Origin of the sequence: Brevundimonas sp. SORGH_AS_0993 (assembly GCF_030818545.1) — a bacterium.
In the GTDB taxonomy this organism is placed as follows: Bacteria; Pseudomonadota; Alphaproteobacteria; order Caulobacterales; family Caulobacteraceae; genus Brevundimonas.
Genome location: NZ_JAUTAH010000001.1, coordinates 1,979,136 through 2,005,604 on the forward strand (window position 1 = coordinate 1,979,136; position 26,469 = coordinate 2,005,604).

Genomic DNA, 26,469 nt, shown 5'->3' on the forward strand with positions numbered 1-26,469 from the left:
CGACCGGCGCCTATGGGCGATGGGCGAGTTCGGATTCGACCGAAGCGATTATTTCGGCTTCGCTTTCTCGCATGAGCGAGGATCGCAAAGCGAGTTTTTGGCCACCTGCCGTCTCGAACAAGATGCGCCCTTGATCGAGACGGCTCTGACGAACCGCAACGACGTCAGCCCATTGCACCGTCCTGAACGTAACGCCCCGCACCACCAATCGACCATCATCCAAGAGGCAGGCGCGATGATCGCGCAGCGCCCTCATCAGATGAATGGTGGCGATGATAAGGATCGGAACAGCCGCGACCGCCGCCAATACGAGCTTTAAAAAGGCCACACTCGGATCGCGCCGACCTTGATAACCGAACAAGAGCATATCGACGATCAGCCAAGTCACCAGCACGGCCAATGCATAGAAGAAGGCCGTAAGGACGATGACCTTGGTGCGATCATATCGAGCAAAGACGACTGCGGACATCAAGAACCATTGTTTAGCGGTGGAAGCCGAGCGCGAAAGCCAGCTCGCTCTGCAGTATGATCAGGTCTCTCGCCCCTAGATCTTAAACCGTCGTTCGACAAGCGGAACGCGACGCGCGACCGACCATGGAAAAAGGGCCGGCGGATCGCTCCGCCGGCCCTTTTTCTTGGTCGCTTCGAGCGCTTACTCGGCGGCGATCGGGGCTTCAGCTTCCGGGCCGCGCGCAAGGTTGCGCAGGACGTAGGGCATGACGCCCCCGGCGCGCAGATAGTCCAGTTCGGTCTGGTTATCGATGCGGCAACGGACGGGGAAGCGGGCCATCTTGCCGTCCGACGGGCGGAACAGCTCGACCCACAGGTCCTGACGCGGCTTCAGCTTGCCGATGTTGGCGTCCGACAGGCCGCGGATCGTGACGATCTCCTCGCCCGTCAGGCCCAGCTTCAGCCAGCCGTCCTGCTTGAACTGCAGCGGCACCACGCCCATGCCGACCAAGTTCGAGCGGTGGATGCGCTCGAAGCTTTCGGCGATGACGGCGCGCACGCCCAGCAGGTTCGTGCCCTTGGCCGCCCAGTCGCGCGACGAGCCCGTGCCGTATTCCTTGCCGGCGAAGACGACCAGCGGGCGGCCTTCCGACTGGTATCTCATCGCAGCATCGTAGATCGACATGGTGTCGCCCGACGGGAAGTGCCGGGTCACGCCGCCTTCGATCTCGGGCGTGATCCTGTTCTTGATGCGGATGTTGGCGAAGGTGCCGCGCATCATCACTTCGTGATTGCCGCGACGGGCGCCGTAGCTGTTGAACTCGGCCGCATCGACGCCGTGGTTCGTCAGATAGACGCCGGCGGGCGAGGTCTTCTTGATCGAACCGGCCGGGCTGATGTGGTCGGTGGTGATCGAGTCGCCGAAGATGGCCAGAACGCGCGCCTCGACGATGTCCTGAACCGGGGCCGGCTCCATCGACAGACCTTCGAAGTAGGGCGGGTTGGCGACATAGGTGGACTTGTCGTCCCACTGATAGGTCTGGCCGCCGGCGACTTCGATGGCCTGCCAGTGCTTGTCGCCCTTGAAGACGTCCTTGTAGCGTTTGGCGAACATGGCCGGCGTGACCGACTTCTTCTGGATGTCGGCGATTTCCTGGCTGGTGGGCCAGATGTCCTTCAGGAAGACGTCGTTGCCCTTCTTGTCCTGACCGATCGGATCCTTGGTGATGTCGATCCGCATCGAGCCGGCGAGGGCGTAGGCCACGACCAGCGGGGGCGAGGCCAGATAGTTGGCCTGAACGTCAGGGTTCACGCGGCCTTCGAAGTTGCGGTTGCCCGACAGGACCGAGGTGGCCACCAGGGCGTTGTCGTTGATCGCCTTGGAGATCGCTGGGTCCAGCGGGCCCGAGTTGCCGATGCAGGTGGTGCAGCCATAGCCGACCAGGTTGAAGCCCAGGGCGTCCAGATCCTTTTGCAGGCCGGCGTCGGTCAGATAGTCGGTCACGACCTGCGATCCCGGCGCCAGCGAGGTCTTGACCCAGGGCTTGGCCTTCAGGCCCAGCGCATTGGCCTTGCGCGCCACCAGACCGGCGGCGATCAGGACCGACGGGTTGGAGGTGTTGGTGCAGGAGGTGATGGCGGCGATCACCACGTCGCCGTCGCCGACGGTGAAGCCTTCACCCTCGACCGCCGCGCGCGGGGCGTCGGACGGACGGTTGAACGTCTCGACCAGGGCGGTCTCGAAGGCCGGGGCGGCGGTGGTCAGTTCGACGCGGTCCTGCGGACGCTTGGGACCGGCCAGCGACGGCACAACGGTCGAGATGTCCAGTTCCAGCACGTCGGTGAAGACCGGGTCTTCGCTGGTCTCGTCGATCCACAGGCCTTGGGCCTTGGCGTAGGCCTCGACCAGGGCGACGCGCGCCTTGTCGCGGCCCGTGGCGGTCAGATAGCCGATGGTGGCGGCCGAGACGGGGAAGAAGCCACAGGTGGCGCCGTATTCCGGGGCCATGTTGGCGATGGTGGCCTGGTCCTCGATGGTCATGCTCGGCAGGGCGTCGCCGAAGAATTCCACGAACTTGCCGACAACGCCCTTCTTGCGCAGCATCTGGGTGACGGTCAGCACCAGATCGGTGGCGGTCGCGCCTTCCGGCAGCTTGCCGGTCAGTTTGAAGCCGATGACCTCGGGGATCAGCATCGGGATGGGCTGGCCCAGCATGGCGGCCTCGGCCTCGATGCCGCCGACGCCCCAACCCAGGACGGCCAGGCCGTTGATCATGGTGGTGTGGCTGTCGGTGCCGACGACGGTGTCGGGATAGGCGACGGTCTTCTTGCCCTCTTCCAGGGTCCAGACGGTCTGGGCCAGGTTCTCCAGGTTCACCTGGTGGCAGATGCCGGTGCCGGGCGGCACGACGCGGAAGTTGTTGAAGGCCGAGGAGCCCCAGCGCAGGAAGTTGTAGCGTTCGATGTTGCGCTCGTACTCGCGCTCGACGTTCTGGCCGAAGGCCTTGGGCGTGCCGAAATGGTCGACCATGACCGAGTGGTCGATCACCAGATCGACCGGCACCAGCGGGTTGATCTTCGCCGCGTCGGCGCCCAGGGCGCTCATGGCGTCGCGCATGGCGGCCAGGTCGACCACGGCGGGAACGCCGGTGAAGTCCTGCATCAGGACGCGGGCCGGACGGAAGGCGATCTCGTGCTCGACCGAGCCCTTGTTCTCGATCCAGGCGGCGACGGCCTTCAGGTCGTCTTCGGTGACGGAGACGCCGTCTTCGTTCCGCAGCAGGTTCTCCAGCAGCACCTTCATGGAGCGCGGCAGGCGGGAAATCCCGGTCAGACCCGCTTCCTCGGCGGCGGGAAGGCTGTAATAGGCGTATTTCTTACGCCCGACGGAAAGGTCCTGGCGGGTCTTGAGGCTGTCGATCGACGGCATGGAGAGTTTTCCTCTGGTCAGCGCCGCCCGACAATCCGGTTGCGCCTTCGCGCGACAGACGCAGCGGCTCACAGGACCCCTGCGCGCGCGGCGAAAGCCTGCTGCGGCGACGGTGCCTATAGCCCCGCCTGAACCGAGCGTCCATGTGTCCACACCCTTGACAGGGACATTGAGAAAGGTTCGCAAAAATCGCGCCCTCTCTCTCCCTCGCCGCGCCGAGGAGGGGTAAATCACACATGATCCACGCCCTGACCCTTTCCGGCCTGACCGTCTCGCGCGGGGAGCGGCGGCTGTTCGACGGCCTGGACCTGACGCTGAAGGCCGGGGAGCTGCTGACCCTGACCGGAGCCAACGGAGCGGGCAAGACCAGCCTGTTGCGGGCTATCGCCGGACTGCTGCGGCCGGACGCCGGAACGGTCGCCTTCCACGACGACGACGGCAATCCGCTGGATGAGCGGCAGGCGCGCGGGCGAGAGGTCCATTTCCTGGGCCATCAGGACGGATTGAAGACCAGCCGCACGGCGCGCGAGGAGCTGGGCTTTCAGTGCGACTGGCTGGGCCACACCCAATACGGCGTCGATCACGCCGTCCAGGCTTTCGGGCTTGCCCCCCTGCTGGACCTTGAGGTGCGCCGCCTGTCCGCCGGCCAACGTCGGCGCCTGGCCATGGGCCGACTGGTCGGATCGCCCCGCGCCCTTTGGCTGCTGGACGAACCGATGGCGCCGCTGGACGCCCGCTGGCGCGGCGCCTTCGCCGACCAGATGCGTCGCCACCTGGACGCCGACGGCCTGATCGTCGCCGCCGTCCACGACCCTTTGCCCCTGCCGAGCCGCACTCTGGACTTGGGGAGGCGGACATGAACCGCGCATCCCCACAGGATCAGGAACCGCGTCCGCCCGGCCTGCGCGGCGCGACCCGCGTGCTGTTGGAGCGCGAACTGGACCTGGCCTGGGGCGGGGGCGGCGGGCCGCTTCTGGCCTGCGGCTTCTTCGCCTGTCTGACCGCCCTCCTGCCTCTGGCGGCGGGCGGCGATCCGCGCACCCTGGCCCCGGTGGCGGGCGGCGTCGCCTGGCTGGCCCTGGCGCTGGCGTCCCTGCTGTCGCTGGAGCGGCTGTTCGAGCGCGATCTGGAGGACGGCGCCCTGGACCTTTTGGCGCTCGGTCATCTGACGCTGGAGCAGGTGGTGCTGATCAAGGCGCTGGCGCAGTGGATCGCCGTCGGCCTGCCCCTGGCCCTGACCGCCCCCGTCGCCGCCCTGGCCTTGGGCTTGCCCGCGTCGCTGACGCCCCTGGTCGCGCTGACCGCCCTGATCGGCGGAGCAGGCTTCGCCTTCACTGGGGCGCTGGGCGCAGCCCTGGCGCTAGGCGCCAGGCGCGGCGGCCTGCTGATCGCGGTCGTGGTCCTGCCCCTGTTCATCCCGCCCGTGGTCTTCGGCGCCGGCGCCCTGGAGCGCGCCGCCTCGGGCCAGCCTGTGGGACCGGCCCTGGCCCTGCTGAGCGCCTACGTCCTGTTCGCCGCCGTGGTCGCCCCCTTCGCCGGGGCCGCCGCCGTTCGTAACGCCCAAGGGTGAGCGGCTTGCCCGTCGCCCATTCGTTGCGTAAGCGCTGAGACCATGTTCGGCCTGTCCAACCCGCAGCGCTTCATGGCCTTCACCGGCCCGCTGACGACCGTGCTGTGGGGCCTCGCCGTCGTCTTGCTGGGCGTCGGGGCCTGGCTCAGCTTCACCGTTCCGGCCGATTATCAGCAGGGCGACACGGTGCGGATCATGTTCGTCCACGTCCCCGCCGCCACCCTGGGCCTCGGCGCCTATGCGGCGCTGGGCGTGTCCAGCTTCTTCGCGCTCGTGTTCCGCCACGCCCTGGCCGACGCCGCCGCCCGCGCCGCCGCCCTGCCGGGAACCGCCTTCACCGCCCTGGCCCTTATTACCGGCTCCTTGTGGGGCCAGCCGATGTGGGGGACCTGGTGGGTGTGGGACGCGCGTCTGACCAGCGTTCTGGTGCTGTTTCTCTTCTATCTCGGCTATCTGGCGCTGCGGGCCTCCATCGAGGACGAGCAGAAGGCCGCACGGGCCGCCGCCGTTCTGGGCCTGGTCGGTCTGATCAATCTGCCGATCGTGAAGTTCTCGGTCGACTGGTGGAACACGCTGCACCAGCCCGCCAGCTTCCTGACCCCCGGATCGTCGGGCCTGGACCCCGTCTATCTGCCGCCCTTCCTGACCATGCTGGCGGCCTATGGGGTGCTGTTCCTGGCCCTGTGGTTGACGGCGATCCGCACCGAAATCCGTCGCCGCCGCGGCGTAACCCTGCGCGCGCGCAGGGCGCAAGAGGCCTGAGATGCTCGACCTGGACATGAGCCCCTACGCCGCCTTCGTCTGGCCCGCCTGGGGCGTCAGCGCCCTGGTTCTGGCCGCCCTGACCGTCCGCGCCTTCGCCGCCTCTCGCCGATGGAGGCGCGAACTGGCCAGACTAGAGGCAGAGCAAGGCACGCCTCAGGACGCAGCAGACCCAAACGGCCCTCAAGTAGCGCGAAGCGCGATAGAGCCAAAAAAAACTGGGCTTCGCCCGTGACCCGCTGGCTGGCCCTTCTGCCCCTGGTCGTGCTGGCGGCCCTGGCGGTCCTGTTCGTCGGCTGGTCGCTGAAGCGCGATCCCGCCTTCAAGCCCGACGCTCTGGTCGGCCAGCCGATCCCCGAGACCGTGCTGCCGCTTCTGACCGGCGACCGCGCAGGCCCGGGCAATCTGGACCTGAAGACCGCCGGCGTCGGCAAGCCCATGCTGGTCAATGTCTTCGCCTCCTGGTGCGCGCCGTGCCGGATCGAACATCCCAGACTGCTGGCGCTGAAGGAACGCGGGATCGCCGTCGTCGGCGTGGCCTACAAGGACGAGCCGGTCGCCACCCGGGCCTTCCTGGACGAGATGGGCGATCCCTATGCGATGGTTCTGGTCGACCACGACGGCCGCGCCGGCCTGGATTTGGGCATTTCCGGCGTGCCCGAGACCTTCGCCGTCGACGCCATGGGCCGCATCACCGCCAAACAGTCCGGCCCCCTGCTGAACGACGCAGACATCGAACGCCTGGTCGCCTCTCTTCAAGCGCCGGCGCCATCGCGTTAACCCTTTTTCTAGGGATTGCGTTAACCCTGTCGGCATGAGCGTGATTCGTCCCGGCCTGCCGCCGACAACGCCCGCCGCGTCGGGTCTCGACCTGCCCAGCGCCCGCAGCGCCCAGGCGGCCTTTTTCCGCGCAGCCCTGGATCAGGCGTCTGCTGCAGCCAAGCCGGCGACGCCCGCGCCTTCTGCCGCCGTCACGTCCGCCATTCGCACCGCAACGCCGGCTCGTCCGGCCCAGCCTGCGCCCGTCGCCCCGCCGCGAGAGGAGCCGCGCATCCTGCGCCCTGGCTCCTATCTCGACATCAAGGTCTGATCCGCTCCCGCCTCGGAACCGCCTATTCCGCCTCCGTCGTCAAGCGTCGGGGCCTGAACGCAAAAACGGGCCTGACCGACTGGCCAGACCCGTTTTTATCCGCATCTCGACATGGAGCGGGCGAGGCGATTCGAACGCCCGACCCCAACCTTGGCAAGGTTGTGCTCTACCCCTGAGCTACGCCCGCAATCCGTAAGGCGCCGCATGTGCGCCCCGTCGAGGAGGGGGCGTATAGCGGAGGGTTGAACGATCCTGCAAGCTCTTTTTTTGCGGCGATCTCGCTTCTCGGGACTTCAGGCCGAAGATGGCCGTGTCCGCCGGATTCTCACCGCCTGAGCGCCTTAGCGCTCAAGCAGCGAGCGACCGCGTCGCGAGCATAACGCCCTTTCACGCATCAACGCGGCGCCAATCTGATCGCGCCGTCCAGACGGATGCATTCGCCGTTGATATAGACGTTGCGCGCCAGCTCCAGCACCAGCGACGCATAGTCGGCGGGCGTGCCCAGGCGGCTGGGAAAGGGGATGGCGGCGGCCAGGGCGTCCTGGATCTTCTGGTCCATGCCGGCCATCATCGGCGTCCACATGATGCCGGGCAGGATGGTGTTGCAGCGCACCCCTTCCTGGGCCAGATCACGGGCGACCGGCAGGGTCATGGCGTAGACCCCGCCCTTGGACGCCGAATAGGCCGCCTGGCCGATCTGGCCGTCCTGGGCCGCCACCGAGGCGGTGTTGACGATCAGGCCGCGCTCGCCGTCCGCCATCGGCTCCAACGTCACCATGCCCGCCGCCGATTGCGACAGGACGCGGAAGGTGCCGAACAGATTGACTCGCACGGTGCGCTCGAACTGGGCCATGTCGTGGGCCTTGACCTCGCCGGTGTCCTTCTTGCGCGACACGGTCTTCATGCCCGTGGCGATGCCGGCGCAGTTGACGGTCAGACGCTCCTGACCATGGGCCGCGCGGGCCTTTTCGAAGGCCGAGGCGACCGAGGCGTCGTCGGTCACGTCAACCTGGCAGAAGACGCCGCCGATTTCGGCGGCGATGGCTTCGCCCTTCTCAGCGTTCAGGTCGAACAGGGCCACCTTGGCGCCCGTGGCGGCGATGGCGCGCGCCGTGCCCTCGCCCAGGCCCGAGGCGCCGCCCGTGACCACGGCGGCGATGCTGCTGTCGAGTTTCATCTGTTCGTCCCTATATTGTCGTGAACCTGAGTTTCGTTCGAGGATTTAGCGGCCATGACCGCCAAAGCCAAACCCGCCGAACCATCGGATGTGCTGGACCCGAAAAAGGCGCTCGTGCCGTCGGTCGTGAAGATCAACGAGGCGCGGGTGGCGAAGGGCTTCTGGCCCAAGATCCAGCGCACGGCCGCCCGCATTCCCTTCGCCGACCAGGCCCTGGCCGCCTGGTACGCCGCGCGCGATCCGCAGACGCCGATGGCGGCCAAGGGCATGATCTTCGCGGGTCTGGCCTATTTCGTCATGCCGGTGGACGCCATTCCCGACATCTTTGCGGGCATCGGCTACACCGACGACGCGGCCGTCATCACCGCCCTGCTGGCCCTGGTCGGCGCCAACATCAAACGCCGCCACCGCGACCAGGCCGAGGACGCGGTGCAGCGTCTGAAGGCCAACTGATGACCTCTTGCGCACTCGACGTCTAAAGATTTGAACGGTGAACCGGCATCAGAAGCTTGCATTGTGGGCCGCCGATTGCGCCGAGCATGTCCTTGCCCTGTTCGAAGCTGAGCACGGGGAAGATCAGCGGCCCCGACAAGCGATCGAAGCCGTTCGGCAATGGCAAAGCGGCGACATAGCCATGACCATTGCGAGGAAGAAGGCGTTTGCGGCCCACGCGGCCGCAAGACAGGCGACCAATAGCGCCGCGATTGCTGCGGCAAGAGCGGCCGGTCATGCCGCAGCTACGGCGCATGTCGAAACTCACGCCATCCACGCCGCAAGGTATGCGCAAAGGGCTCGAAACGCCCATGATGAAGGCCTTGATGACGAGCGTGAATGGCAAATCAGCCGCTTGCCTGACGGCGTGGAAGCCCCCTTTTGAAACCAGTCTTGGGGGTGCGCGCTGACCTCAGCTCTCGACCGTCACCACGATCTTGCCCAGGGCCTGACGGTCCCCCAGGGCCTTGATCGCCTGCCCGGCCTTTTCCAGAGGGAAGGTCCTGGAGACGCGCGGCTTGATCTTGCCCTCGGCGTACATCTGCATCAGCTCGGCCATATTGGCGGCGTGGGCCTTGGGATCGCGCATCACCGCCGCGCCCCAGAAGACGCCGATCACCGACACGGACTTCAGCAGGGTCAGGTTCAGCGGCAGGGACGGAATCCCGGCTGGGAAGCCGACCACCAGATAGCGCCCGTTCCAGTCCATGGCCCTGAGCGCCGGATCGGCGTAGTCGCCCCCCACCGCGTCATAGACCACGTCGGCGCCGTCGCGGCCCGTGGCCAGCTTGAACTCCCCGGACAGTTCCTTCTGCGCGGCCTTGTCCATCGGGCCGGTCGGATAGATCAGGCCGTTGTCGGCCCCCAGCTCCAGGGCGAACTCGACCTTGTCGTTGGTGGAGGCGGCGGCGACCACCCTGGCCCCCATGGCCTTGCCCAGCTCCACCGCTGCAGCCCCGACGCCCCCGGCCGCGCCCAGCACCAGAAGCGTCTCCCCGGCCTTCAGCTCCGCCCGGTCCTTCAGGGCGTAGTAGCTGGTGCCATAGGTCATGATCAGGGCCGCCGCCTCTTCGAAGCTCATGGCGTCGGGGATGGGGATGACCGTCTCGGCCCGCACCGCCAGCCGCTCGACCAGGCCGCCCCAGCCCGGCACGGCGATGACCCGGTCGCCCTTGCGCACGTCCTTGACGCCCTCGCCCACCGCCTCGACCACGCCGGCGACCTCCGCGCCGGGCGAGAAGGGCCGTTCGGGGCGGAACTGGTATTTGTCTTCGATGATCAATGTGTCGGGATAGTTGATCCCCACTGCCTTGACCTCGATCACCACCTCGCCCGCCTTGGGCGTCGGGTCCAGCACCTCCTCGACCACAAGCGTTTCGGGGCCGCCGGGGGCTTTCGACAGAACAGCACGCATAAGGTTTCCTTTCTTGGCCTGCCGCTTCGCGGTGCTTGAGGCCGTTTGCATTTCCTTTGGCCTATCGCTTCGCTGCTTGAGGCCCGTTTCCCTTCGACCGACATGGCGCGGCCTTCATCACGACGCTAAAGAGCGCCACGCCCGTTTGAAAGAGGCGATGAAGACAAGGCTCAGGAAGACGACATGACCGCCCTCATCCTCCACGGCGGCGCCGGCGCCCGGCGAGAACGCAACTACGACGCCGAGGTCTTGCATATGCGCCAGGTGGTCGAGGCGATGAAGACGCGCCTGGACGCGGGCGACAGCGCCCTGGACGTCGCCACGGCCGCCGTCGTCATGCTGGAGGACTCCGGCCTCTATGTCGCGGGCAAGGGGGCCTCCCCGAACCTGGCCGGGGCCTATGAACTGGACGCCAGCCTGATGGACGGGTCGACCCGCCGCGCCGGATCGGTCGCCGCCCTGCAGGGCTTCCGCAATCCTGTCGTCGCCGCCCGCGCGGTGATGGAGCGCACCCCCCATGTCATGCTGGTGGGCGAGGGCGCGGCCCTGTTCGCCCACGACCAGAGGCTGGAGCCCATCGCCGACGAGACCGCCTGGTACACCGGCGCCGGACAGGGCGAGGACAACCATCCGCCCGGAACCCTCGGCCACGGCACGGTGGGCTGCTGCGTGCTGGACGGCCAGGGGCGACTGGCCGCCGCAACCTCCACCGCCGGGGTGTTCGGCAAGATGCCCGGCCGGGTGGGCGACACCCCCATCCCCGCCGCCGGGACCTGGGCCGACGACAAGGCCGCCGCCTCCTGCACCGGCCAGGGCGAATATTTCATCCGCGTCGCCGCCGGCGCCCAGTTGGCCTGGCGCGTCGCCGCCGGACAGCCCCTGGCCCAGGCGGCCCAGGCCGTGATCGACGAAATCGGCGCCCTGGGCGGCGACGGCGGCCTGATCGCGCTCGACGCCGCCGGAAACATCGCCGCCCCCTTCAACAGCCAGGGAATGAAGCACGCCTGGCTGACCCCCGACGGCGCGATCGGGGTCCAGGTTTTCCGCGACTGAAGCCCGGACAGGGGCCGCTTGGTTTCATTACAGCTCGGTAAGGTGCGCGTCGGGCGATCGTTGATACAGTCTATCGACCCCGTTCGGGGTCTTCGGAGAAAGCCATGATCATCCGCCTGTCCGCCCCCCTCAAGGCCGGGGTCGCCGCCTCGGCCCTCCTCCTCGGCCTCGCCGCGCCGGCCTTCGCCGCACCCGCACAGGCGCCGGCAAGGGCCGCCGAAGCCGCGCCCCAGGGCCTGACCGTGCCGCCGCTGGGCTTCGCCAGGCGCGTCCTGCCCAATGGGCTGGAAGTCTATACGTCGCGCGACCCCGCCGCCTCCAACGTCACGGTCCAGGTCTGGTACAAGGTCGGGTCCAAGGACGATCCGGCCGGTCGCTCGGGCTTCGCCCACCTGTTCGAACACCTGATGTTCAAGGCGACCCGGAACCTGCCGCCCGAGACCTTCGACCGGCTGACCGAGGACGTGGGCGGGTCCAACAACGCCTTCACCGCCGACGACACCACCGCCTATTTCGAGACCGTTCCCGCCAACCACCTGCAGCGGATGCTGTTCGCCGAAGCCGACCGCATGGGTTCGCTGGTCGTGGACGAGCCCACCTTCGTCGCCGAGCGCGACGTGGTGAAGGAGGAGTACCGTCAGCGCATCCTGGCCACACCTTACGGTCGCCTGTTCGGCCTGTTCGTGCCCGAGACCCTGTACAAGGAAAGCCCCTATCGCCGTCCCGGCATCGGCTCGATCGAAGAGTTGGAAGCCTCGTCCCTGGACGACGTTCGCCGCTTCCACGCCACCTACTACCGACCCGACAACGCCTATCTGATCGTGGCGGGCAATTTCGATCAGGCCCAGCTGGATCGCTGGGTCGATCAGTATTTCACCCCGCTTAAGAACCCGACCACCCCGATCCCGGCCAACCATGTGGTCGAACCCGAGCCGACCGGCCCGCAGGACGTCACCTACCATGCGCCCAACGTGCCGCTTCCGGCGGTGGTGATCGGCTGGCCGACGGTCAAATACGCCGATCCGGATCGCGCCGCCCTGACGGTGCTGGACGGGGTGCTGTCCACCGGCGAATCCAGCCGACTGTATCGGTCGCTGGTCTATGACAAGCAGATCGCGGCCCAGATCGGCTCGACCCCCGACTTCGCCCAGCAGGCCGGCAATCTGACGGCCCTGGCCATCATGGCTCAGGGCCACACGGCCGAAGAAGGCGTCGCCGCCCTGAACGTGGAAATCGCCAAACTGCGCGACCAACCGATCAGCGAGATCGAACTGGCCGAGGCCAAGAACGAGATCGTGGCCAACACCCTGCGCAACCGCGAGACCATCGACGACCGCGCCTCGGCCCTGGGCTACGCCCTGATCAACACCGGCTCAGCCGCCGCCGCCGACGAAGAGGTGGCCCAGATTCAGGCCGTCACCATCGCCGACGTCCAGCGCGTGGCCCGCAAGTATCTGACGCCACAGCGCCAGTCGACGATCCGCTATCTGGCCGCCGACGCCGAACACCCGGTCTCGGTGCAGAAGATGAACGTCGGCGCGCCGGTCACGGTCGCCGACCTGGCCCCGGCGGGCGAGCCGGCGGTCCTCTTGCCCGAAGCCCAGCGCACGCCCCTGCCCCAGCCCGGACCCGAGGTGGCGCCCGCGACCCCGGCGGTGGCGGACTTCCGCCTGGACAACGGCCTGCGCGTTCTGGTCGCCCCTACCCGCGGCCTGCCCCTGGTCTCGGCCCGTCTCAGCTTCCGCGCCGGCTCATCCGACGATCCTTCGGGCAAGGCCGGGACCGCCGCCCTGACGGCGGGCCTGTTGACCCAGGGCACCAAGACCCGCACCGCCCCCGAGATCGCCACCCAGATCGAACAACTGGGCGCGTCCCTGGGCGCCGGCGCCGGCGTGGACTTCACCAATGTCTACGCCAATGCACCGGCCAACGCCTTTCCGCAGACGGTCGCCCTGATGGCCGATCTGGTGCGGAACCCGACCTTCGCCGCCGAGGAGTTGGAGCGTCAGCAGGCCCAGACGCTGGACGGCCTGCGCGTCGCCCTCAGCCAGCCGGCCGCCATCGCCCGCATGACCGTGGGCCGTGTCGTCTATGGCGACGCCCCCTATGGCGCGCCGGGTTCGGGCACGCCCCAGACCGTGCCGGCCATCACCGCGGCCGACGTGGCGGCCTTCCACGCCGCGCGCTACCGCCCGTCCGAGGCCACCCTGGTCTTCTCGGGCGACATCACCCCCGCCGCCGCTCGCGCCCTGGCCCAGCAGGCCTTTGGCGACTGGCGCCCGGCCGGTCAGGCCGCCGCCCCGGCCGCCCATCCGGCGGGCCAGGCCCAGGCCCCGCGCATCGTCGTGGTCGATCAGCCTGGCGCGGGTCAGGCCGCCGTGGTCGCCGCCATTCGCGGCGTGTCGCGCACCGATGCGGACTATTTCCCGCTGACCCTGGGCAACACCCTGCTGGGCGGGGGCTTCTCCTCGCGCCTGAACCAGGAGATCCGCATCAAGCGCGGCCTGTCCTATGGTGCCGGCTCCTCTCTGGGGGTGCGCGCGGACGCGGGCGTCTTCACCGCCTCGACCCAGACCAAGAACGAGACCGCCGACGAGGTCGCCGACCTGATCCTGGCCGAGATCGCCAAACTGGGAACCGAGACACCGACGGCCGCCGACCTGGCCCCGCGCCGCGCCACCCTGATCGGCGGCTTCGGTCGCTCTCTGGAGACGGTGGACGGCCTGGGCGCCCTGGTCGCCGACCTGGCGCTCTACGACCTGCCGATCAGCGATCTGGCCGACTACGCCGGGCGTGTGCGGGCCGTGACGCCGGATCAGGTGGAGGCCGCCTTCGCCCGCCACCTGCCGGTCAACCAGGCCAGTCTGGTGATCGTCGGCGACGCCTCCAAATTCCTGGACGCGCTCAGGGCCAAGCATCCGAACCTGGAGGTCGTCCCGGCCGATGCGCTGAACCTGAACGCCGGCGCCCTGAAGTAGGGCGCGCCGGCCGCCCCGTCCTGGGCATGGAGCCGGGACGGGGCGCTGAGACAGGGCGCCGAACGGGCGGCAAGCCTTCAGGTCGATAGACAAACCACCTGGGCCACGCGCAGGTCCCGGCGCAGGGCGTCCGAAACGGGACCATAATCCTCGACCGTCATGGGTTGGCTCGGGGCGTCCTCCTCCGCGGCCTGCTGGCCCCGCACGGCCGGGCCGAAGGATTCCGGCGCAGTCGTATAGATGCGTCCCCGACGCGGCGCTTCGGCGATGGTCACGCCCAGCACCCGCCCCTGGCCGTCCAGCGCCGGCGCCCCCGACAGGCCCGCCAGCGTCCCGACCAAACCGTCGGTGCGCCCCACCTCGGCCCAGGCCAGCACCGGCTCCTCGTGGGCGCCGCGACCGAACACTTTCAGCGTTTCGCGGCCCAGCAAGCGGGTCGTCACCTCGCCCGGTTCACCCTGGGGGAAGCCGGGATGAAACGCCCTCTGGCCCCGGCGCAGCGGCGCCTCGGCCGCGACAGGCAGGGCCGGCGCGCCCCCGTCGGTGATCAGGACCGCCACATCGGCCCGAGAAGCCAGGCGCACGTCCGCCGCCACCGCCCGTCCGCCGCCGACCACCAGGGCGGGCTTGCGGCAGCCTTCGACCACATGGCGCGCCGTGACCCAACGCCCGCGCCCAGCGATGGAAAAGGCCGTGCCAGACGTCGGCTGGAACGATGCGTCCGGCGCCTCCAGGGTCACGGCGGCGTCGAACGGGGTGACGGGCCCGAGAAATTCGCCCTCCTCATTCGCCTGGGGCGCGGCCGGCGAGGCCGGCGGGGCGTCGGCGTTTTCGCGGCGGACCAGCGACACGGTCAACAGAACGCCGGCCACCGCCGCATAGACGGCCCAGTCGGGCAGACGAAGACGCGGCAAGGCCGCTCAGCCCGTCAGGGCGGCGGACAGGATCAGCGCCGTCGCCAGCTTGGCCCCCGCCAGCACCACGGCCGCCGAGACCTCGCCGTTCTGAATCCGCTGCGGCAGGCCCGTCAGGATCAGGTCGACGATGCGAAAGACCAGCAGTTGCAGAACCAGGGTGGCCACGCCCCAGATGGCTATGTCGCGCACCGTGCTCGATACCGACAAGGACACCGCCAATGGAATGGCCAAGCCGACCAGTATGGCGGAAAAGCCGATGGCGGCCGCCGGATTGCCCTCGCGGATCAGGCTGATCTCGCGCCACGGCGTCATCAGCACATAAACCGCCGCCCCCGCCGTCAGCAGCAGAAGGGTCACGATCAGGTGCGTGACCATGACCGGAAAGCCGGACGCAAAAGCCTGCATCTCGGCGCTCGACAACACATCGGACAAGGACGGGTCCATGACCCAACGCCTTGCCCGATTGCCGCCCCAATCCGCAAGCGCGCCACGGCCACACCTTGTGACGAAAGATTACAGGGCGTTGTGGCCCGGCCAGGGGTTGGACTGCCGTGCGGCCCTGTAAGGCGCGCTTAAGCCGCCGCCGGCTCGGCCTTCCTGAGCGCGCTGGCGCGCAGCTTTTCGCTCTCGGACTTCAACTGTCCGCAAGCGGCCAGGATGTCGCGGCCGCGGGGGGTGCGGATGGGCGAGGCGTAGCCGGCCTTGTTCAGGATGGCGGCGAAGGCTTCGATCGTCTTCCAGTCCGAGCACTGATAGTCTGTGCCGGGCCAGGGGTTGAAGGGAATCAGGTTCACCTTGGCCGGAACGCCCGAGATCAGCTTGACCAGGGCGCGCGCCTCCTCGGGGCTGTCGTTGACGCCCTTCAGCATGACATATTCGAACGTCACCCGCCGCGCGTTCGACAGGCCGGGATAGGCCCGAATCGCCGCCATCAACTGCTCCAGCGGGTATTTCTTGTTCAGCGGCACCAGCACGTCGCGCAGGGCGTCATTGGTGGCGTGCAGGCTGATGGCCAGCATGGCCGCCGTGCGGTCGCCCAGGGCCTGAAGCTGGGGCACCACGCCACTGGTCGAGACCGTGATCCGACGACGCGACAGGGCGATCCCCTCGTTGTCCGAGATGATGTCGATGGCGTCCGAAACGTTGTCCAGATTGTAGAGCGGTTCGCCCATGCCCATGAAGACGATGTTGGACAGGCGGCGGTCTTCCTTGGGGGACGGCCACTCCTCCAGATCGTCGCGGGCCACCTGGACCTGGGCCACGATCTCGGCGGCGGTCAGGTTTCGGACCAGTTTCTGCGTGCCGGTGTGGCAGAAGGTGCAGTTCAGAGTGCACCCGACCTGGGACGAGACGCACAGCGCCCCGGCGCGACCGACGTCGGGAATATAGACGGTCTCGATCTCTATGCCCGGCGCTGTGCGGATCAGCCATTTGCGGGTGCCGTCCTTGGACACCTGACGCTCGACGACCTCGGGGCGGGCCAGGGTGAAATGCTCGGCCAGCTTGGCCTGCATGTCCTTGGCCACGTTCGACATGGCCGCGAAGTCGGTGACGCCGTAGTGGTGGATCCAGCCCCAGATCTGGCTGGCGCGCATCCTGGCCTTTTCGGGCGGGCAGACGCCGGCGTCGATCAGGGCCTGGCGCAGGCCCGCGCGCGTCAGGCCGCTGAGGTTGACGAGGGGCTTTTCAGTCGGCGCGGTCGAGACGCGCGAAAGGTCGAGCGTGATGCTCAAGGCGGCGATCCTGAATGAGATTTAGCCGCCCTCTATAGCACAAACCCCGGCAATTGCATGACCGGGTGCAGGACCGGGCCGTATCAGCCCCTTGTCACAGACCGACGTCCCAGACCCCGGCGTCGCGCATCCGGCTCTCGCGGGCCTCTTCGGCGCGACCGCCCATCTCCTTGGCCATGCCTCGGACGGCGGTGGAGACGGTGGCCTTGTGCACGCCCGGAACCAAGGCGTGGGCGAAGGCGGCGCAGGCCAGGCCCAGAAGCTTGAAACCGAACGCGGAAGAGGCCGCCATATGCTCCAGATAGGTCTCGCCCACCTCGCGCGGATGATCGCGGAACAGGCGGTCGAAAGCGGAGGCGCGGGCGGGCGCGCTGTCCATCGTCGTCTGGCTCATGCGAGGGCTCCGAAAACATAAAAACCGGATCCCATGGTCTCGCGCGGGCGGCTCTTTCGCAAGGGCCGATCCCCCCAAATCACCCCATCGTCAGACGCTGGATCTCGCGCTAGGCTCGCGCTTCGATCAAGGAACCGTCCATGCCAGTCCGCCTCAAGGCCGTGTCGTCCCTCGCCGTCGCCCTCGCCGTCTTCTGCGCGACGGCCCCGCAAACGGCCCTGGCCCTGGCGCCTGCGTCTCGCAGCGGCCCGCCCGCCAGCGCCCTGCCCTATGACGCCCGGCGTGGGGTGTTCAGCTTTGCGCCCGACCTTGAAGGCTCCCTGCCGGCCGTGGTCCAGGTCACGACCCTGGGCCAGTCGCGCGGCCCCAGTTCGGACGCCGCCGATCCCAAGCCCTACGCCTCGGGCTCCGGCGTCATCGTGGATGCGGCGCAAGGGATACTGATCACCAACAATCATGTGGTCGAGGGCGGACGCAAGTTCACCATCGACCTGACCGACGGCCGCCTGTTCAACGCCACCCTGATCGGGGCGGACAAGGCCACCGACATCGCGGTGCTGAAGATCACGCCGGACGGCCGGCCGCTGAATCTGAAACAGGTCCAGACGGTCGATTCCGACACCCTGCGCACCGGCGACCTGGCCTTCGCCGTCGGTTATCCGCTGGGCCTGGACCAGACCCTGACCATGGGCGTCGTTTCGGGCCTGAACCGTTCCGGCCTGGGCGATGCGGTCGAAGACTATATCCAGACCGACGCGGCCGTGAACTCGGGCAACTCCGGCGGGCCGCTACTAGACAGCCGGGGCCGGCTGATCGGCATCAACACCTCCATCCTGTCTGGCGGCATGGGCGGCGGCAACGACGGCATCGCCTTCGCCGTGCCGACCCGCATCATGCTCTATGTCGCCGACCAGATTCGCAAATACGGCGAGGTCAGGCGCGGCGAGACCGGCGCCGTCTTCGGCTCCCTGAACGCCAAGCGCGCGCGCGAACTGGGCCTGGGCATCGTGCGCGGCGCCGTGGTGGCGGACTTGGCGCCCGGCTCTCCGGCCGAGCGGGCGGGCCTGCGCCTCGACGATGTCGTCACCCGCATACAGGGCCGCCCCGTGGCCAACGCCGGCGCCATCAACGCCACCGTCGGCATCGCCGCGCCAGGGTCCAACCTGAACCTGGTCTATCTGCGCGATGGACGAGAGCGGACGACCGCCCTGGCGGTGGAAACGCCGCATGCCGAACCGATCACGGCCGGCGCCTCGGCCGTCGTCGTCTATGGGGCGACCCTGCGCGATCAGGACGGCGGCGTTCAGTTGGCGGCGGTGGAGGCGGGCTCGCCCGCAGCCCAGGCCGGCCTGACAGCCGGCGATCTGATCACCGCCGTGGACGGACGGGAGACGACGGAGGCCGCCGCCGTGGTCGCGGCCGTGCGCGGCGCAACGGGCGCGGTCGATCTGACGGTGATGCACAATGGCGAAGCCCAGACGCTGACGTTGCAGCTGTCCGCGGCGTCCTGACCACACCCCCGGACAGCGAAACGCCCGCCTTGCCTGGGAGGGGGAGGGGAACGGCAGGGCGGGCGCTCGCTTGGAGGAAAGCATCGGCCGCCGGAGCCCTTTTTGCTGGAAACATCCAGGGGGCTGGGGGGCTGTTCAGGTTCCGGACGCTTCCGAACTCCGACGGGCCGATGGTCTCTGTTTCACCGCCCAACCGGGCGGGCGAAGGACGGAATCGAGGCGATTTGGTGTTCCGCGCGCTTTTCCCAGGCCCTGGCGTCGGCGACGTCGTCGCCTAAGTTGAAACCATGAGCATGACCCCGCACGACGCGGCGCCCCTTCCCGGCCCCGTCTTCTTCGACCGGCGAGAGCTGGACGCCGTACTCCGCGTCTATGGCCGGATGGTCGCCCAGGGCGAATGGCGCGACTACGCCGTGGTCGGCCACAAGGATTTCGCCGAGTTCGCCGTCTTCCGCCGCTCGGGCGACGCCCCCGCCTACCGCATCGAAAAGCGCCCAGCGCTTCAGACCCGTCAGGGGCAATGGGCCGTCATCGGCGAAGGCGGCCAGATTCTCCGCCGCGGCCGCGACCTGGCCCAGGTGCTGCGGGTGTTCGACGGCCGGAAATTCCAGTTGGTGGACTATGGTTAAGTCCCCAGGCCTCGGCGCACGATTATGCCGATCGAGGTCGTGGTGAACCCGCTCAGCATCATCTTCAAATGCGGGTCTTGGCGATAGGGCGGCATATCCAAGTATCGATCGACTTGCCCCTCGCCCGGGTTCCAGTCCATGGTCGCCACTTTGTGCCCCTTGACCCGAAGACGTTGCGCAAGGGCTTCAAGGTCACGCCTGCGGAACAGCACCGTTCCCAGATTATCGACGGTGTCGGTATCGGACGAGACGTTGTATTCCGTCGTGTGAACCGCCCATCCGCCCGGGAGGAGACACTCGACGGAGCGCTCGATGAACGTCAGCCCCTTTTCGATGGACCCCAGATGCTCAAGCGCGCACGCCGACCAGCAGAAATCGTAGCCGATCAGATCGGCGGCGACGTGGTTCATGTCGCAGAAACGAAACTCGACGTTTCGGTCGAACAGGTCGTCCGGGCAGACGACGCTGTTTCTAAGCGCTTCCTTGCCTCCGGCATGTTGGTTCGTGGCCTGCCAACCCGCCTCGACGATGCCGTCGGGAGCCAGATCGGTCGCCGTCACGGCCACGCCTTCCGAAGCGAACAGAGCCGCCAACGGCTCACGTCCAACGCCGAATCCCAGGCCGCGACGCCCGCTGGTGCAGACGCCGCGTTCCCATAACGCCTGAGCGACAAACACGAACTCCCAGAGCTTGCGATGATACCTCAGCCCTTCGCCCAGCCGTCTTGTCCAGTAAGAGAAATACGGTTGATGGAAACTGTCCTGGCGGCACATCGCGCTTTGTTCAAACACCCTCTCGCCGGGGACTGAAGCGTCTAATAAGGGCGGCTGCCCTCGCCAGACCGAATCCGCAGGCAGCATCAGTTGCGCCAATGCCTGCTGCATCTCGCGGCGGTGTTCGCGGTGACTAATCTCCATGCGACGCACGGATCGTTCTACGGCGGCAAAGCGCGACGGCAACCGGCTCAGCCGAAAGAATGGCCGCAACAGGCGTCCAAGGCCGTTCTGAATCATACAAAATTCCCAGACGTCGAGGTCAAGCTCACCTGATAGCGACAAAATCAGCCGAAGGTGCAGAAATACATACCCAAGATAGGCGAGGAACCGATCAATCCGGTAGCCAAATGAAAAGGGCCCAGCGAGGGGCCCTTTCCGCACCGATCTTTCGAAAGACCTTAGTTCCGGTTGCCGCCCAGGAAGGCCAGCAAGAATTGGAACAGGTTCACGAAGTTGATGAACAGGCTCAACGCGCCGAAGCCGGTGGCCACGCCCATGGCGTTCTGGTCGCCGCCCAAGGCGTAGTAGGTCATCTTCAGACGCTGGGTGTCGTAGGCGATCAGGCCCGAGAAGATCAGAACGCCCAGGCCCGAAATGATCAGATAAAACACGCCCGACTGCAGGAACATGTTGACGATCGAGGCGACGATCAGGCCGATCACGCCCATGATCAGGAAGGTGCCCATACCGGTCAGGTCCTTCTTGGTGGTGTAGCCCACCAGGCTCAGACCCCCGAAGGCCGCCGCCGTCACCAGGAAGGTGGTGGCCAGCGAACCGCCCGTATAGCGCAGGAACAGGATGCCCAGGCCCGCGCCGATCGTGGCGACCACGGCCCAGTAGAGCAGGTTCACGCCCTTGGCCGTCGGGTTCTTCATGAAGAACATCGAGCCGAACAGCAGGACAAGGGGCGAGAACTGGAGGATCATGCCCAGCATGGTGAGGCCTAGGCGCCCATCGACCGTCTGTACGTAGAAGAGATCCCGGACACCTTCGACATTGCCCGTCACATAGGCCAGGGCCGCCGCGACAACGAGGCCCAAGGCCAGCTTGTTGTACACGCCCAGCATGAAGCTGCGCAGGCCGGCGTCGACCGACATGTCGGCCGTCTGCGGCAAGGGTCGGGCGTAGCCGTTATTGAAATCGCTCATGGCGACGAACTTTCTCCGTTTGGCCGGGGAGACTTCCCCGGTCACAGGCCTTGAATATCGGGAGCCGAGGCTCCCAGTGCAAGGAAAACCGGACTTGGAAGCGGCGGTTCCGGCCGCTACCAACGGTCGCATGTTGCGCCTGTTCACCGCCCTGACCCTGCCGCCCGATGTCGGCGAGATGCTTCAGCGGCGTCAGTCCGGCCTGCCCGGCGCCCGCTGGCGGCCGCTGGACGCCTTGCACGTCACCCTGGCCTTCTACGGCGAGACCGACGAGCGCCGGGCCGACGACCTGGCCTCGGAACTGGCCCGCGTCGCCGGCGCCCCCTTCGAGATCGTGCTGAAAGGGGTCGGCGCCTTCGGCGACAACCACCGCAGCCACACGCTGTGGGCCGGGGTCGAAACGCCCAACGCCCGCCTGTCGGTCCTGGCCGGACGCTGCAAGGCGGCGGGCCAGCGCGCGGGCGCAGTCATGGAGACGCGCGACTATCGCCCCCACGTCACCCTGGCCTATCTGAAACCCCAGACGAACCCGGACCGCATCGGCGCCTGGATGGCCGGGCACAATCTGCTGCATTCGCCGCCGATCCGCATCGACCGCTTCGGCCTGTATTCCAGCGTCCTGACCGACAGCGGCAGCCATTACGAACTGGAGCGGGAGTATCTGCTGTGATCGAACCCAGACTTGAAACCCAACGCCTGATCCTTCGCCCGCCGACGCTGGAGGACTTTCCGCGCTGGGCCGAGTTTCAGGCCGACCCTGAGACGACGCGCTTCATCGGCGGGGTCAAGACGCCCGCCGAGACCTGGCGCATCCTGGCGACCGTCGCCGGGGCGTGGAGCCTGACGGGCGTGGGCTTCTTCTCGGTCATCGAGAAATCCACCGGCCAGTGGCTGGGTCGGATCGGGCCGTGGCGGCCGCACGGCTGGCCAGGGTCGGAGGTCGGTTGGTCGCTGCACCCCGACGCCACGGGCAAGGGCTATGCGCTGGAGGCCGCCGTCGCCAGCATGGACTACGCCTTCGATGTTCTGGGCTGGGACGACGTCATCCACACCATCGAGGGCGGCAACGCCGCCTCGGCCCGCCTGGCCCAGCGTCTGGGGTCGCGCAATCGCGGCAAGGCCAGCCTGCCCGAACCCTTCGCCGACGTCGTCGCCGACGTGTGGGGCCAGACGCGCGAAGAATGGGCGGTCAACCGCGAGACCCTGAACGCCTGAACGGCCCCCGCCCTTGCGACAAGAACGTAGAGGGAACATAAGGGTCAGATGACCGCCGCCGTCCCTCTCGAACTCGTCTTCAGCCGCCCGGAGACGACCCTGTCGGTGACGCGCGGCGCGGCACGGCTGCTTATGGACCTGGGATATGCGCCGCTGCTGGAGGTCTGTTTGCCGAACGGGCGGCGGGCCGACGTCATGGGCGTGGGGCGGCGCGGCGACATCGTCATCTGCGAAGTGAAGTCGGGCGTCGACGACTATCGCGTCGACCGCAAATGGCAGGAGTACGGCCCCTTCTGCGACGCCTTCTATTTCGCCGTGGCGCCCGAGTTTCCGCAGGGCATCCTGCCCGAAGAGCCCGGCCTGATCGTCGCCGACGGCTTCGGCGGGGCGGTGGTGCGCGAAGCGGGCCTGACGCCGCTGGCGCCCGCGCGGCGCAAGGCCCTGACCCTGGCCTTCGCCCGGCTGGGCGCGCTGCGGACGATGCGCGACTAGAGGCGGCGGAACATCGCCGTTTCGAACCCTTCGGCGACCAGACGGGCCTCGACCTCGGCCAGGGGCTCGATCACCACCCCTTTGCCGCCGGTGGCGTGAATGATCCGTTCGCCGTCCAGCATCAGGGCCGAATGGCCGGTCCAGTCGTGATCGCCCCGGGGTGCCAGCCAGACCACGATGTCGTTTCGCCGGGCGTCGGTCGCGGCGACCGCATGCCCCAGCCGCGCCTGTCCGTCCGAGCGGCGCGGTCCCGGCAGGCCGCAGGCCAGCAAGGTCTGCTGCACCAGTCCCGAACAGTCGGTGGAGATCGAGGATCGCGCGCCCAGTTCGTGCGGCCGTCCCAAAAGACGCTCGGCCACCGCGACCAGATCGGTCTCGAAGGCGCCGACGGGGCTGAGCGCGCCCGCATCCCGCCCTTCGCGCCCCTCGACCACCAGGGCGTTCAGCGGCAGGGCGCCGTCCACGCCCGCCACCCGATGCGTCGCCAGCGGCGCGCCGGCCGACAGACTGTCCGCCACCACCCAGCCGACCACGCCGTCGCGGCGCGCCCGGCCCCACGCCCGGCCGTTCGATCGCTCCAGAACGTCGAAGATTTCGCCATGCAGCAGTTGGTCGATCCGTGTCTCTGCGTCCGACAGCACATCCGCCACGGCCACGCGGCAATGCATGGCCTGGGTCGCGCGATAGACCTCCGCGCGCACCAGACCTTCCAACGCCTGTTCGGCGAGGTCGGGACGGGCGAGGCGGTCGCCGGGCGGAACAAGATCGAGGACGTCGGTCAACGTGAACTCGCGTGATTGAGCCCGCAGCGTTAGCGCCCGATGGCTTAGGGGCCGTTAACGCGCGTCGCTTTTTCGAAGGAAATCAACAGAACTCTGTTCTCTAGATCGAGACGCCATATTGAAGCTTCGCCGCAGGACTCCATTTTGAATGATGGACGCCGTTCCGGCGTATCGGAGGTTCTGGTGCTTTTGTCGCTGCTTCTGCTGATCGTGCTTTGCCTGACCGTGGCCGACGGAGGGCCTCTCGGGGTCGCTCTGCGGCGATGGCTTGTGCAAGAGCCGGTGCGACGTCTGGCGCGTGTGTCCCGAGGTCGGGCGGTGGGCATAGGCCTGATCGTACTGCTCGGGGTCGCCGCCATCGTTCTGTTCGAGACGGAAGGCGTGCGGCTCTTCTCGATGGCCGCGCCGGATATGATCGCGTGGGTCCTGATGTTCGACGTGACCGTCATCTTCGATCTGGTCATCCTGGCCATCAGTCTGCGCGCCGCAGCAGGCTGGCGCGGCGTAGTACGACAGCGGGACATGGCCCTTGGCCTGATCCGCGCCCTGATCGGCCGGATCGGACGCGAGGCGCGGTCACGGTCGGCGCGGGCCAGAAAACCTAGGCCGACGCGATCTCTCTCCAACGAAGACGAGCCGGACGCGGGCTTCGCCTTCGCTTGAACTCAACCGGCGTAGCGCGCCTTCAGCATGGCGTAGCAGGCTCTAAGCGCCTGGGCCTCGCCGCCTTCGGGGAAGCCGGGGCGGGCGCGGGGGTTCCAGGCGAAGATGTCCATATGCGCCCAGGCTCCCGTCGTCGGCGCGAACTGCTGCAGGAACAGGGCCGCCGTCACCGATCCGGCCTGAGCCCAGGCCGAGGAGTCGTTCTTCATGTCGGCGATCTCGGTGTCGAGCGCCGCGCGATAGCCGGGCCACAGCGGCATCCGCCACAGCGGATCACGCACCTCGGCCGCCGCCGCCAGCAACTGGCCCGCCAGCGTCTCGTCGTCCGTATAGAGGGGCGGCAGGTCCGGCCCCAGGGCGATCCGCGCCGCCCCGGTCAGGGTGGCGAAATCCAGCGTCAGGTCCGGTTCGTGTTCGCCCGCCCGCGTCAGGGCGTCGGCCAGGATCAGCCGCCCCTCGGCGTCCGTATTGCCGACCTCGATGGTCAGGCCCTTGCGGCTGTTCAGGATGTCGCCGGGCCGGAAGGCGTCGCCGGACACCGCATTCTCCACCGCCGCCACGATCACCACCAGCCGCACCGGCAGATCGGCCTGCATCACCAGCCGCCCCAGCGCCAGGGCGTGGGCCGAACCGCCCATGTCCTTCTTCATGTTCCGCATCCCGGCGGCGGGCTTCAGGTCCAATCCGCCGGTGTCGAACACCACCCCCTTGCCGACCAGGGCCACCAGCGGCAGGTCGGCGCGGTCCAGCTTCCAGCCGATCTCGATCAAACGCGGCGCGCGGTGCGGGGCGGCGGCGCGGCCGACGGCGTGGATGGCGGGATAGTTGTCGTCCAGCAAGGCGTCGCCGGTCGTGACGGTGATCTCGGCTCCCGCGCTTTCGGCGATCTCGCGGGCGATGGTCTCGATCTGCAGCGGCCCCATGTCGGCGGCGGGGGTGTCGACCATCTCGCGCGCCAGGGCGCAGGCGGCGGCGATGCGCGAGACCTCGGCCGCGTCCAGCCCCTCTGGCGCGACCAGCCTGACCGGCGCACGATCCGGCCGGGCCTTGTAGCGGTCGAACACATAGGCCCCCAACAGGAAGGCCAGGGCCGCCTGATGCGCCGTCTCGCCCTCCAGCGCCAGCCGGTACAGCCCGCCCGGCAACCGCGCCGACAGGCCCCGCGCCATCATCGGATCGAAGGTCCGGCCAGTTCCAACCAGGACCTCGGCGACACCGCCCTCGGCGTTTGGAACGGTCAAAACCTGACCAAGCTTGCCTTCAAACCGCTGCGCTTCTGCCCATTGCTTGGCGACACCGCACAACTCCTGCAAAGGAGTTGCAAAGTGGATCTGCACCGCAGCACACTCCCCCGCCAAAACAAGCTCAACCTGCTGCCCCATAAAGCTTATCATTCATCAAATATATTAATCGAAATAATAAATCACATCGCTATCGTATCAGACCCAAATCTACACAAAGCGATAAGAAAGCGGCATTCCAGTTGAGATCAGACCCCATCCAACCATCATCATCACCCTTTGGAACTTGGATGTATCTAATGTCATCATGCACAATCAAACCTTTGTAAAATTCGCTCTGATGCGCATTTGCCAATACGAAATTTTGCGCCCCTAAATCGACAAGAGCATCTCTGATTTCATGCATCCGAACTGAATCCAGAGAATCTCCGTTATATTCTCTTCTTATATAGCATTTTGGATCAGAGCTACGCGCTACTTCTAAAAATCGCTTGGCCAGATAAGAAAATTTCTCGTTAACACCATCAATATCTTGACGCACAAAAGATTCGTTAGTTGTGGCAGCTGGATTTCCACCCTTAAATTCGTGGTGAAAATAAATCCCAGTCTCGATTTCTCTAGCGCTGGGAAAACCCTCCCAGATTCCAATTTCGAAATCTTCAGCTCGCAGAGGTTTGTGGCACCCGCGATTCAACGCCTTGATCAAGCCGTCAAATGGCGTGACTAAATTGTCGAAATAGCTGGTTTTGGGACGAAAAATTCGCCTCAACTGGCCAGCCACCATGCAGTTCCCTCCAAGCGATATAAAGCGCAATTTTCCACACCATACAGTTCTGCCAATATGTTTGTAGCTACCCTCGCCTTCACATAATGGCAATGACGACAGAATCGCCCCATTGATAGGTTTTGGCATCATTTCATTAACCATAAAGAGAGATGATCCTCCGACGTGTCCACGCAAGGAAGACATTAAGTGGGGCGCTGCTTTTTCATATTATTCCGATCCGGTTTGGCTTTGTCTTTGGGATCAGGCCTCCCAGCAGCCAACGTAGC

At 67.1% G+C, this 26,469-nt stretch carries 29 protein-coding genes and 1 tRNA gene; 16 read left to right on the top strand and 14 right to left on the bottom strand.

The window, feature by feature from the left end; translation table 11 throughout:
• Positions 1-10: 10 nt before the first annotated feature.
• On the bottom strand, positions 11-469 hold the full coding sequence (locus QE389_RS09835) for a hypothetical protein (RefSeq protein ID WP_307366804.1): 459 nt from the start codon (positions 467-469) through the stop codon (positions 11-13).
• 183 nt (positions 470-652) lie between these two features.
• Complete coding sequence (gene acnA, locus QE389_RS09840) at positions 653-3,379, bottom strand: aconitate hydratase AcnA (protein WP_307366806.1); 2,727 nt, start codon at positions 3,377-3,379, stop codon at positions 653-655.
• Positions 3,380-3,615: 236 nt separating this feature from the next.
• Between acnA and ccmA the strand changes: the two genes are divergently transcribed.
• Genes ccmA through QE389_RS09870 form a run of 6 tightly spaced genes read left to right on the top strand, consistent with a single transcriptional unit; the run spans position 3,616 to position 6,801 of the window.
• A complete protein-coding gene (gene ccmA / locus QE389_RS09845; protein WP_307366808.1) occupies positions 3,616-4,239 on the top strand; it encodes a heme ABC exporter ATP-binding protein CcmA in 624 nt (207 codons plus the stop codon).
• Positions 4,236-4,949: a heme exporter protein CcmB gene (gene ccmB, locus QE389_RS09850; protein ID WP_307366810.1), complete on the top strand. Its 714-nt coding sequence runs from the start codon at positions 4,236-4,238 to the stop codon at positions 4,947-4,949. Before ccmA ends, ccmB begins: the two co-directional genes overlap by 4 nt.
• Positions 4,950-4,991: 42 nt before the next feature.
• A complete protein-coding gene (locus QE389_RS09855) occupies positions 4,992-5,711 on the top strand; it encodes a heme ABC transporter permease (RefSeq protein ID WP_307366812.1) in 720 nt (239 codons plus the stop codon).
• Positions 5,712-5,727: 16 nt separating this feature from the next.
• Positions 5,728-5,946, top strand: coding sequence for a heme exporter protein CcmD (gene ccmD / locus QE389_RS09860; RefSeq protein WP_307369021.1), 219 nt, complete (start codon positions 5,728-5,730; stop codon positions 5,944-5,946).
• Positions 5,943-6,491 carry a DsbE family thiol:disulfide interchange protein gene (locus QE389_RS09865; protein WP_307366814.1) on the top strand — a complete coding sequence of 183 codons (549 nt, stop codon included), beginning with the start codon at positions 5,943-5,945 and terminating at the stop codon, positions 6,489-6,491. The genes ccmD and QE389_RS09865 overlap by 4 nt, the downstream gene beginning before the upstream one ends.
• Before the next feature lie 34 nt (positions 6,492-6,525).
• Complete coding sequence (locus QE389_RS09870; RefSeq protein WP_307366816.1) at positions 6,526-6,801, top strand: hypothetical protein; 276 nt, start codon at positions 6,526-6,528, stop codon at positions 6,799-6,801.
• A 112-nt stretch (positions 6,802-6,913) separates the two neighbouring features.
• Here QE389_RS09870 and QE389_RS09875 read toward each other — a convergent pair.
• A tRNA-Gly gene (locus tag QE389_RS09875) sits at positions 6,914-6,988 on the bottom strand.
• Between the two features lie 207 nt (positions 6,989-7,195).
• A complete protein-coding gene (locus tag QE389_RS09880; RefSeq protein WP_307366818.1) occupies positions 7,196-7,978 on the bottom strand; it encodes an SDR family NAD(P)-dependent oxidoreductase in 783 nt (260 codons plus the stop codon).
• A 54-nt stretch (positions 7,979-8,032) separates the two neighbouring features.
• Between QE389_RS09880 and QE389_RS09885 the strand changes: the two genes are divergently transcribed.
• Both QE389_RS09885 and QE389_RS14695 read left to right on the top strand, forming a co-directional pair.
• The gene (locus tag QE389_RS09885; RefSeq protein WP_307366820.1) at positions 8,033-8,431 is read left to right on the top strand and encodes a YkvA family protein; all 399 of its coding nucleotides are present in this window, start codon (positions 8,033-8,035) and stop codon (positions 8,429-8,431) included.
• A 37-nt stretch (positions 8,432-8,468) separates the two neighbouring features.
• Complete coding sequence (locus tag QE389_RS14695; RefSeq protein ID WP_373458307.1) at positions 8,469-8,855, top strand: putative immunity protein; 387 nt, start codon at positions 8,469-8,471, stop codon at positions 8,853-8,855.
• A gap of 27 nt (positions 8,856-8,882) precedes the next feature.
• On the opposite strand, the gene QE389_RS09895 is transcribed toward QE389_RS14695, so the two are convergent.
• Complete coding sequence (locus tag QE389_RS09895) at positions 8,883-9,884, bottom strand: NADPH:quinone oxidoreductase family protein (RefSeq protein ID WP_307366824.1); 1,002 nt, start codon at positions 9,882-9,884, stop codon at positions 8,883-8,885.
• Between the two features lie 183 nt (positions 9,885-10,067).
• On the opposite strand from QE389_RS09895, the gene QE389_RS09900 reads away from it, so the two are divergent.
• Positions 10,068-10,937 carry an isoaspartyl peptidase/L-asparaginase family protein gene (locus QE389_RS09900; protein WP_307366826.1) on the top strand — a complete coding sequence of 290 codons (870 nt, stop codon included), beginning with the start codon at positions 10,068-10,070 and terminating at the stop codon, positions 10,935-10,937.
• A gap of 104 nt (positions 10,938-11,041) precedes the next feature.
• Positions 11,042-13,915, top strand: a complete 2,874-nt coding sequence (locus tag QE389_RS09905) for a pitrilysin family protein (RefSeq protein ID WP_307366829.1) — start codon at positions 11,042-11,044, stop codon at positions 13,913-13,915.
• Positions 13,916-13,992: 77 nt separating this feature from the next.
• On the opposite strand, the gene QE389_RS09910 is transcribed toward QE389_RS09905, so the two are convergent.
• The 4 genes from QE389_RS09910 to QE389_RS09925 form a co-directional block, all read right to left on the bottom strand.
• Positions 13,993-14,829 carry a serine protease gene (locus QE389_RS09910; protein ID WP_307366831.1) on the bottom strand — a complete coding sequence of 279 codons (837 nt, stop codon included), beginning with the start codon at positions 14,827-14,829 and terminating at the stop codon, positions 13,993-13,995.
• Between the two features lie 6 nt (positions 14,830-14,835).
• Complete coding sequence (locus QE389_RS09915; RefSeq protein ID WP_307366833.1) at positions 14,836-15,276, bottom strand: DUF350 domain-containing protein; 441 nt, start codon at positions 15,274-15,276, stop codon at positions 14,836-14,838.
• Between the two features lie 128 nt (positions 15,277-15,404).
• Complete coding sequence (gene rlmN, locus QE389_RS09920; RefSeq protein ID WP_307366836.1) at positions 15,405-16,565, bottom strand: 23S rRNA (adenine(2503)-C(2))-methyltransferase RlmN; 1,161 nt, start codon at positions 16,563-16,565, stop codon at positions 15,405-15,407.
• A 94-nt stretch (positions 16,566-16,659) separates the two neighbouring features.
• The gene (locus QE389_RS09925; protein ID WP_307366837.1) at positions 16,660-16,959 is read right to left on the bottom strand and encodes a DUF6356 family protein; all 300 of its coding nucleotides are present in this window, start codon (positions 16,957-16,959) and stop codon (positions 16,660-16,662) included.
• Positions 16,960-17,099: 140 nt separating this feature from the next.
• On the opposite strand from QE389_RS09925, the gene QE389_RS09930 reads away from it, so the two are divergent.
• Together QE389_RS09930 and QE389_RS09935 are read left to right on the top strand one after the other, a co-directional pair.
• The gene (locus QE389_RS09930) at positions 17,100-18,470 is read left to right on the top strand and encodes a trypsin-like peptidase domain-containing protein (RefSeq protein ID WP_307366839.1); all 1,371 of its coding nucleotides are present in this window, start codon (positions 17,100-17,102) and stop codon (positions 18,468-18,470) included.
• Between the two features lie 287 nt (positions 18,471-18,757).
• Positions 18,758-19,099: a DUF2794 domain-containing protein gene (locus QE389_RS09935; RefSeq protein WP_307366842.1), complete on the top strand. Its 342-nt coding sequence runs from the start codon at positions 18,758-18,760 to the stop codon at positions 19,097-19,099.
• On the opposite strand, the gene QE389_RS09940 is transcribed toward QE389_RS09935, so the two are convergent.
• A complete protein-coding gene (locus QE389_RS09940; RefSeq protein WP_307366843.1) occupies positions 19,096-20,112 on the bottom strand; it encodes a hypothetical protein in 1,017 nt (338 codons plus the stop codon). The genes QE389_RS09935 and QE389_RS09940 overlap by 4 nt on opposite strands.
• Before the next feature lie 161 nt (positions 20,113-20,273).
• Positions 20,274-21,023 carry a Bax inhibitor-1/YccA family protein gene (locus QE389_RS09945; protein ID WP_307366846.1) on the bottom strand — a complete coding sequence of 250 codons (750 nt, stop codon included), beginning with the start codon at positions 21,021-21,023 and terminating at the stop codon, positions 20,274-20,276.
• Positions 21,024-21,153: 130 nt separating this feature from the next.
• On the opposite strand from QE389_RS09945, the gene thpR reads away from it, so the two are divergent.
• From thpR to mmcB, 3 genes are read left to right on the top strand one after another with little or no spacing between them, the layout of a single operon-like run.
• Complete coding sequence (thpR, locus tag QE389_RS09950) at positions 21,154-21,693, top strand: RNA 2',3'-cyclic phosphodiesterase (RefSeq protein ID WP_307366849.1); 540 nt, start codon at positions 21,154-21,156, stop codon at positions 21,691-21,693.
• Positions 21,690-22,238, top strand: coding sequence for a GNAT family N-acetyltransferase (locus tag QE389_RS09955; RefSeq protein ID WP_307366851.1), 549 nt, complete (start codon positions 21,690-21,692; stop codon positions 22,236-22,238). The genes thpR and QE389_RS09955 overlap by 4 nt, the downstream gene beginning before the upstream one ends.
• A gap of 48 nt (positions 22,239-22,286) precedes the next feature.
• Positions 22,287-22,730, top strand: coding sequence for a DNA repair putative endonuclease MmcB (mmcB, locus tag QE389_RS09960; protein WP_307366854.1), 444 nt, complete (start codon positions 22,287-22,289; stop codon positions 22,728-22,730).
• Here mmcB and QE389_RS09965 read toward each other — a convergent pair.
• On the bottom strand, positions 22,727-23,512 hold the full coding sequence (locus tag QE389_RS09965; protein ID WP_307366856.1) for an NlpC/P60 family protein: 786 nt from the start codon (positions 23,510-23,512) through the stop codon (positions 22,727-22,729). The genes mmcB and QE389_RS09965 overlap by 4 nt on opposite strands.
• Before the next feature lie 183 nt (positions 23,513-23,695).
• Here QE389_RS09965 and QE389_RS09970 point away from each other — a divergent pair, with 183 nt between their 5' ends.
• Positions 23,696-24,175: a hypothetical protein gene (locus QE389_RS09970; protein ID WP_307366857.1), complete on the top strand. Its 480-nt coding sequence runs from the start codon at positions 23,696-23,698 to the stop codon at positions 24,173-24,175.
• A 2-nt stretch (positions 24,176-24,177) separates the two neighbouring features.
• On the opposite strand, the gene QE389_RS09975 is transcribed toward QE389_RS09970, so the two are convergent.
• Positions 24,178-25,557: a M17 family metallopeptidase gene (locus tag QE389_RS09975; protein ID WP_373458308.1), complete on the bottom strand. Its 1,380-nt coding sequence runs from the start codon at positions 25,555-25,557 to the stop codon at positions 24,178-24,180.
• A gap of 49 nt (positions 25,558-25,606) precedes the next feature.
• The gene (locus QE389_RS09980; RefSeq protein WP_307366859.1) at positions 25,607-26,344 is read right to left on the bottom strand and encodes a hypothetical protein; all 738 of its coding nucleotides are present in this window, start codon (positions 26,342-26,344) and stop codon (positions 25,607-25,609) included.
• Positions 26,345-26,469 lie beyond the last annotated feature (125 nt).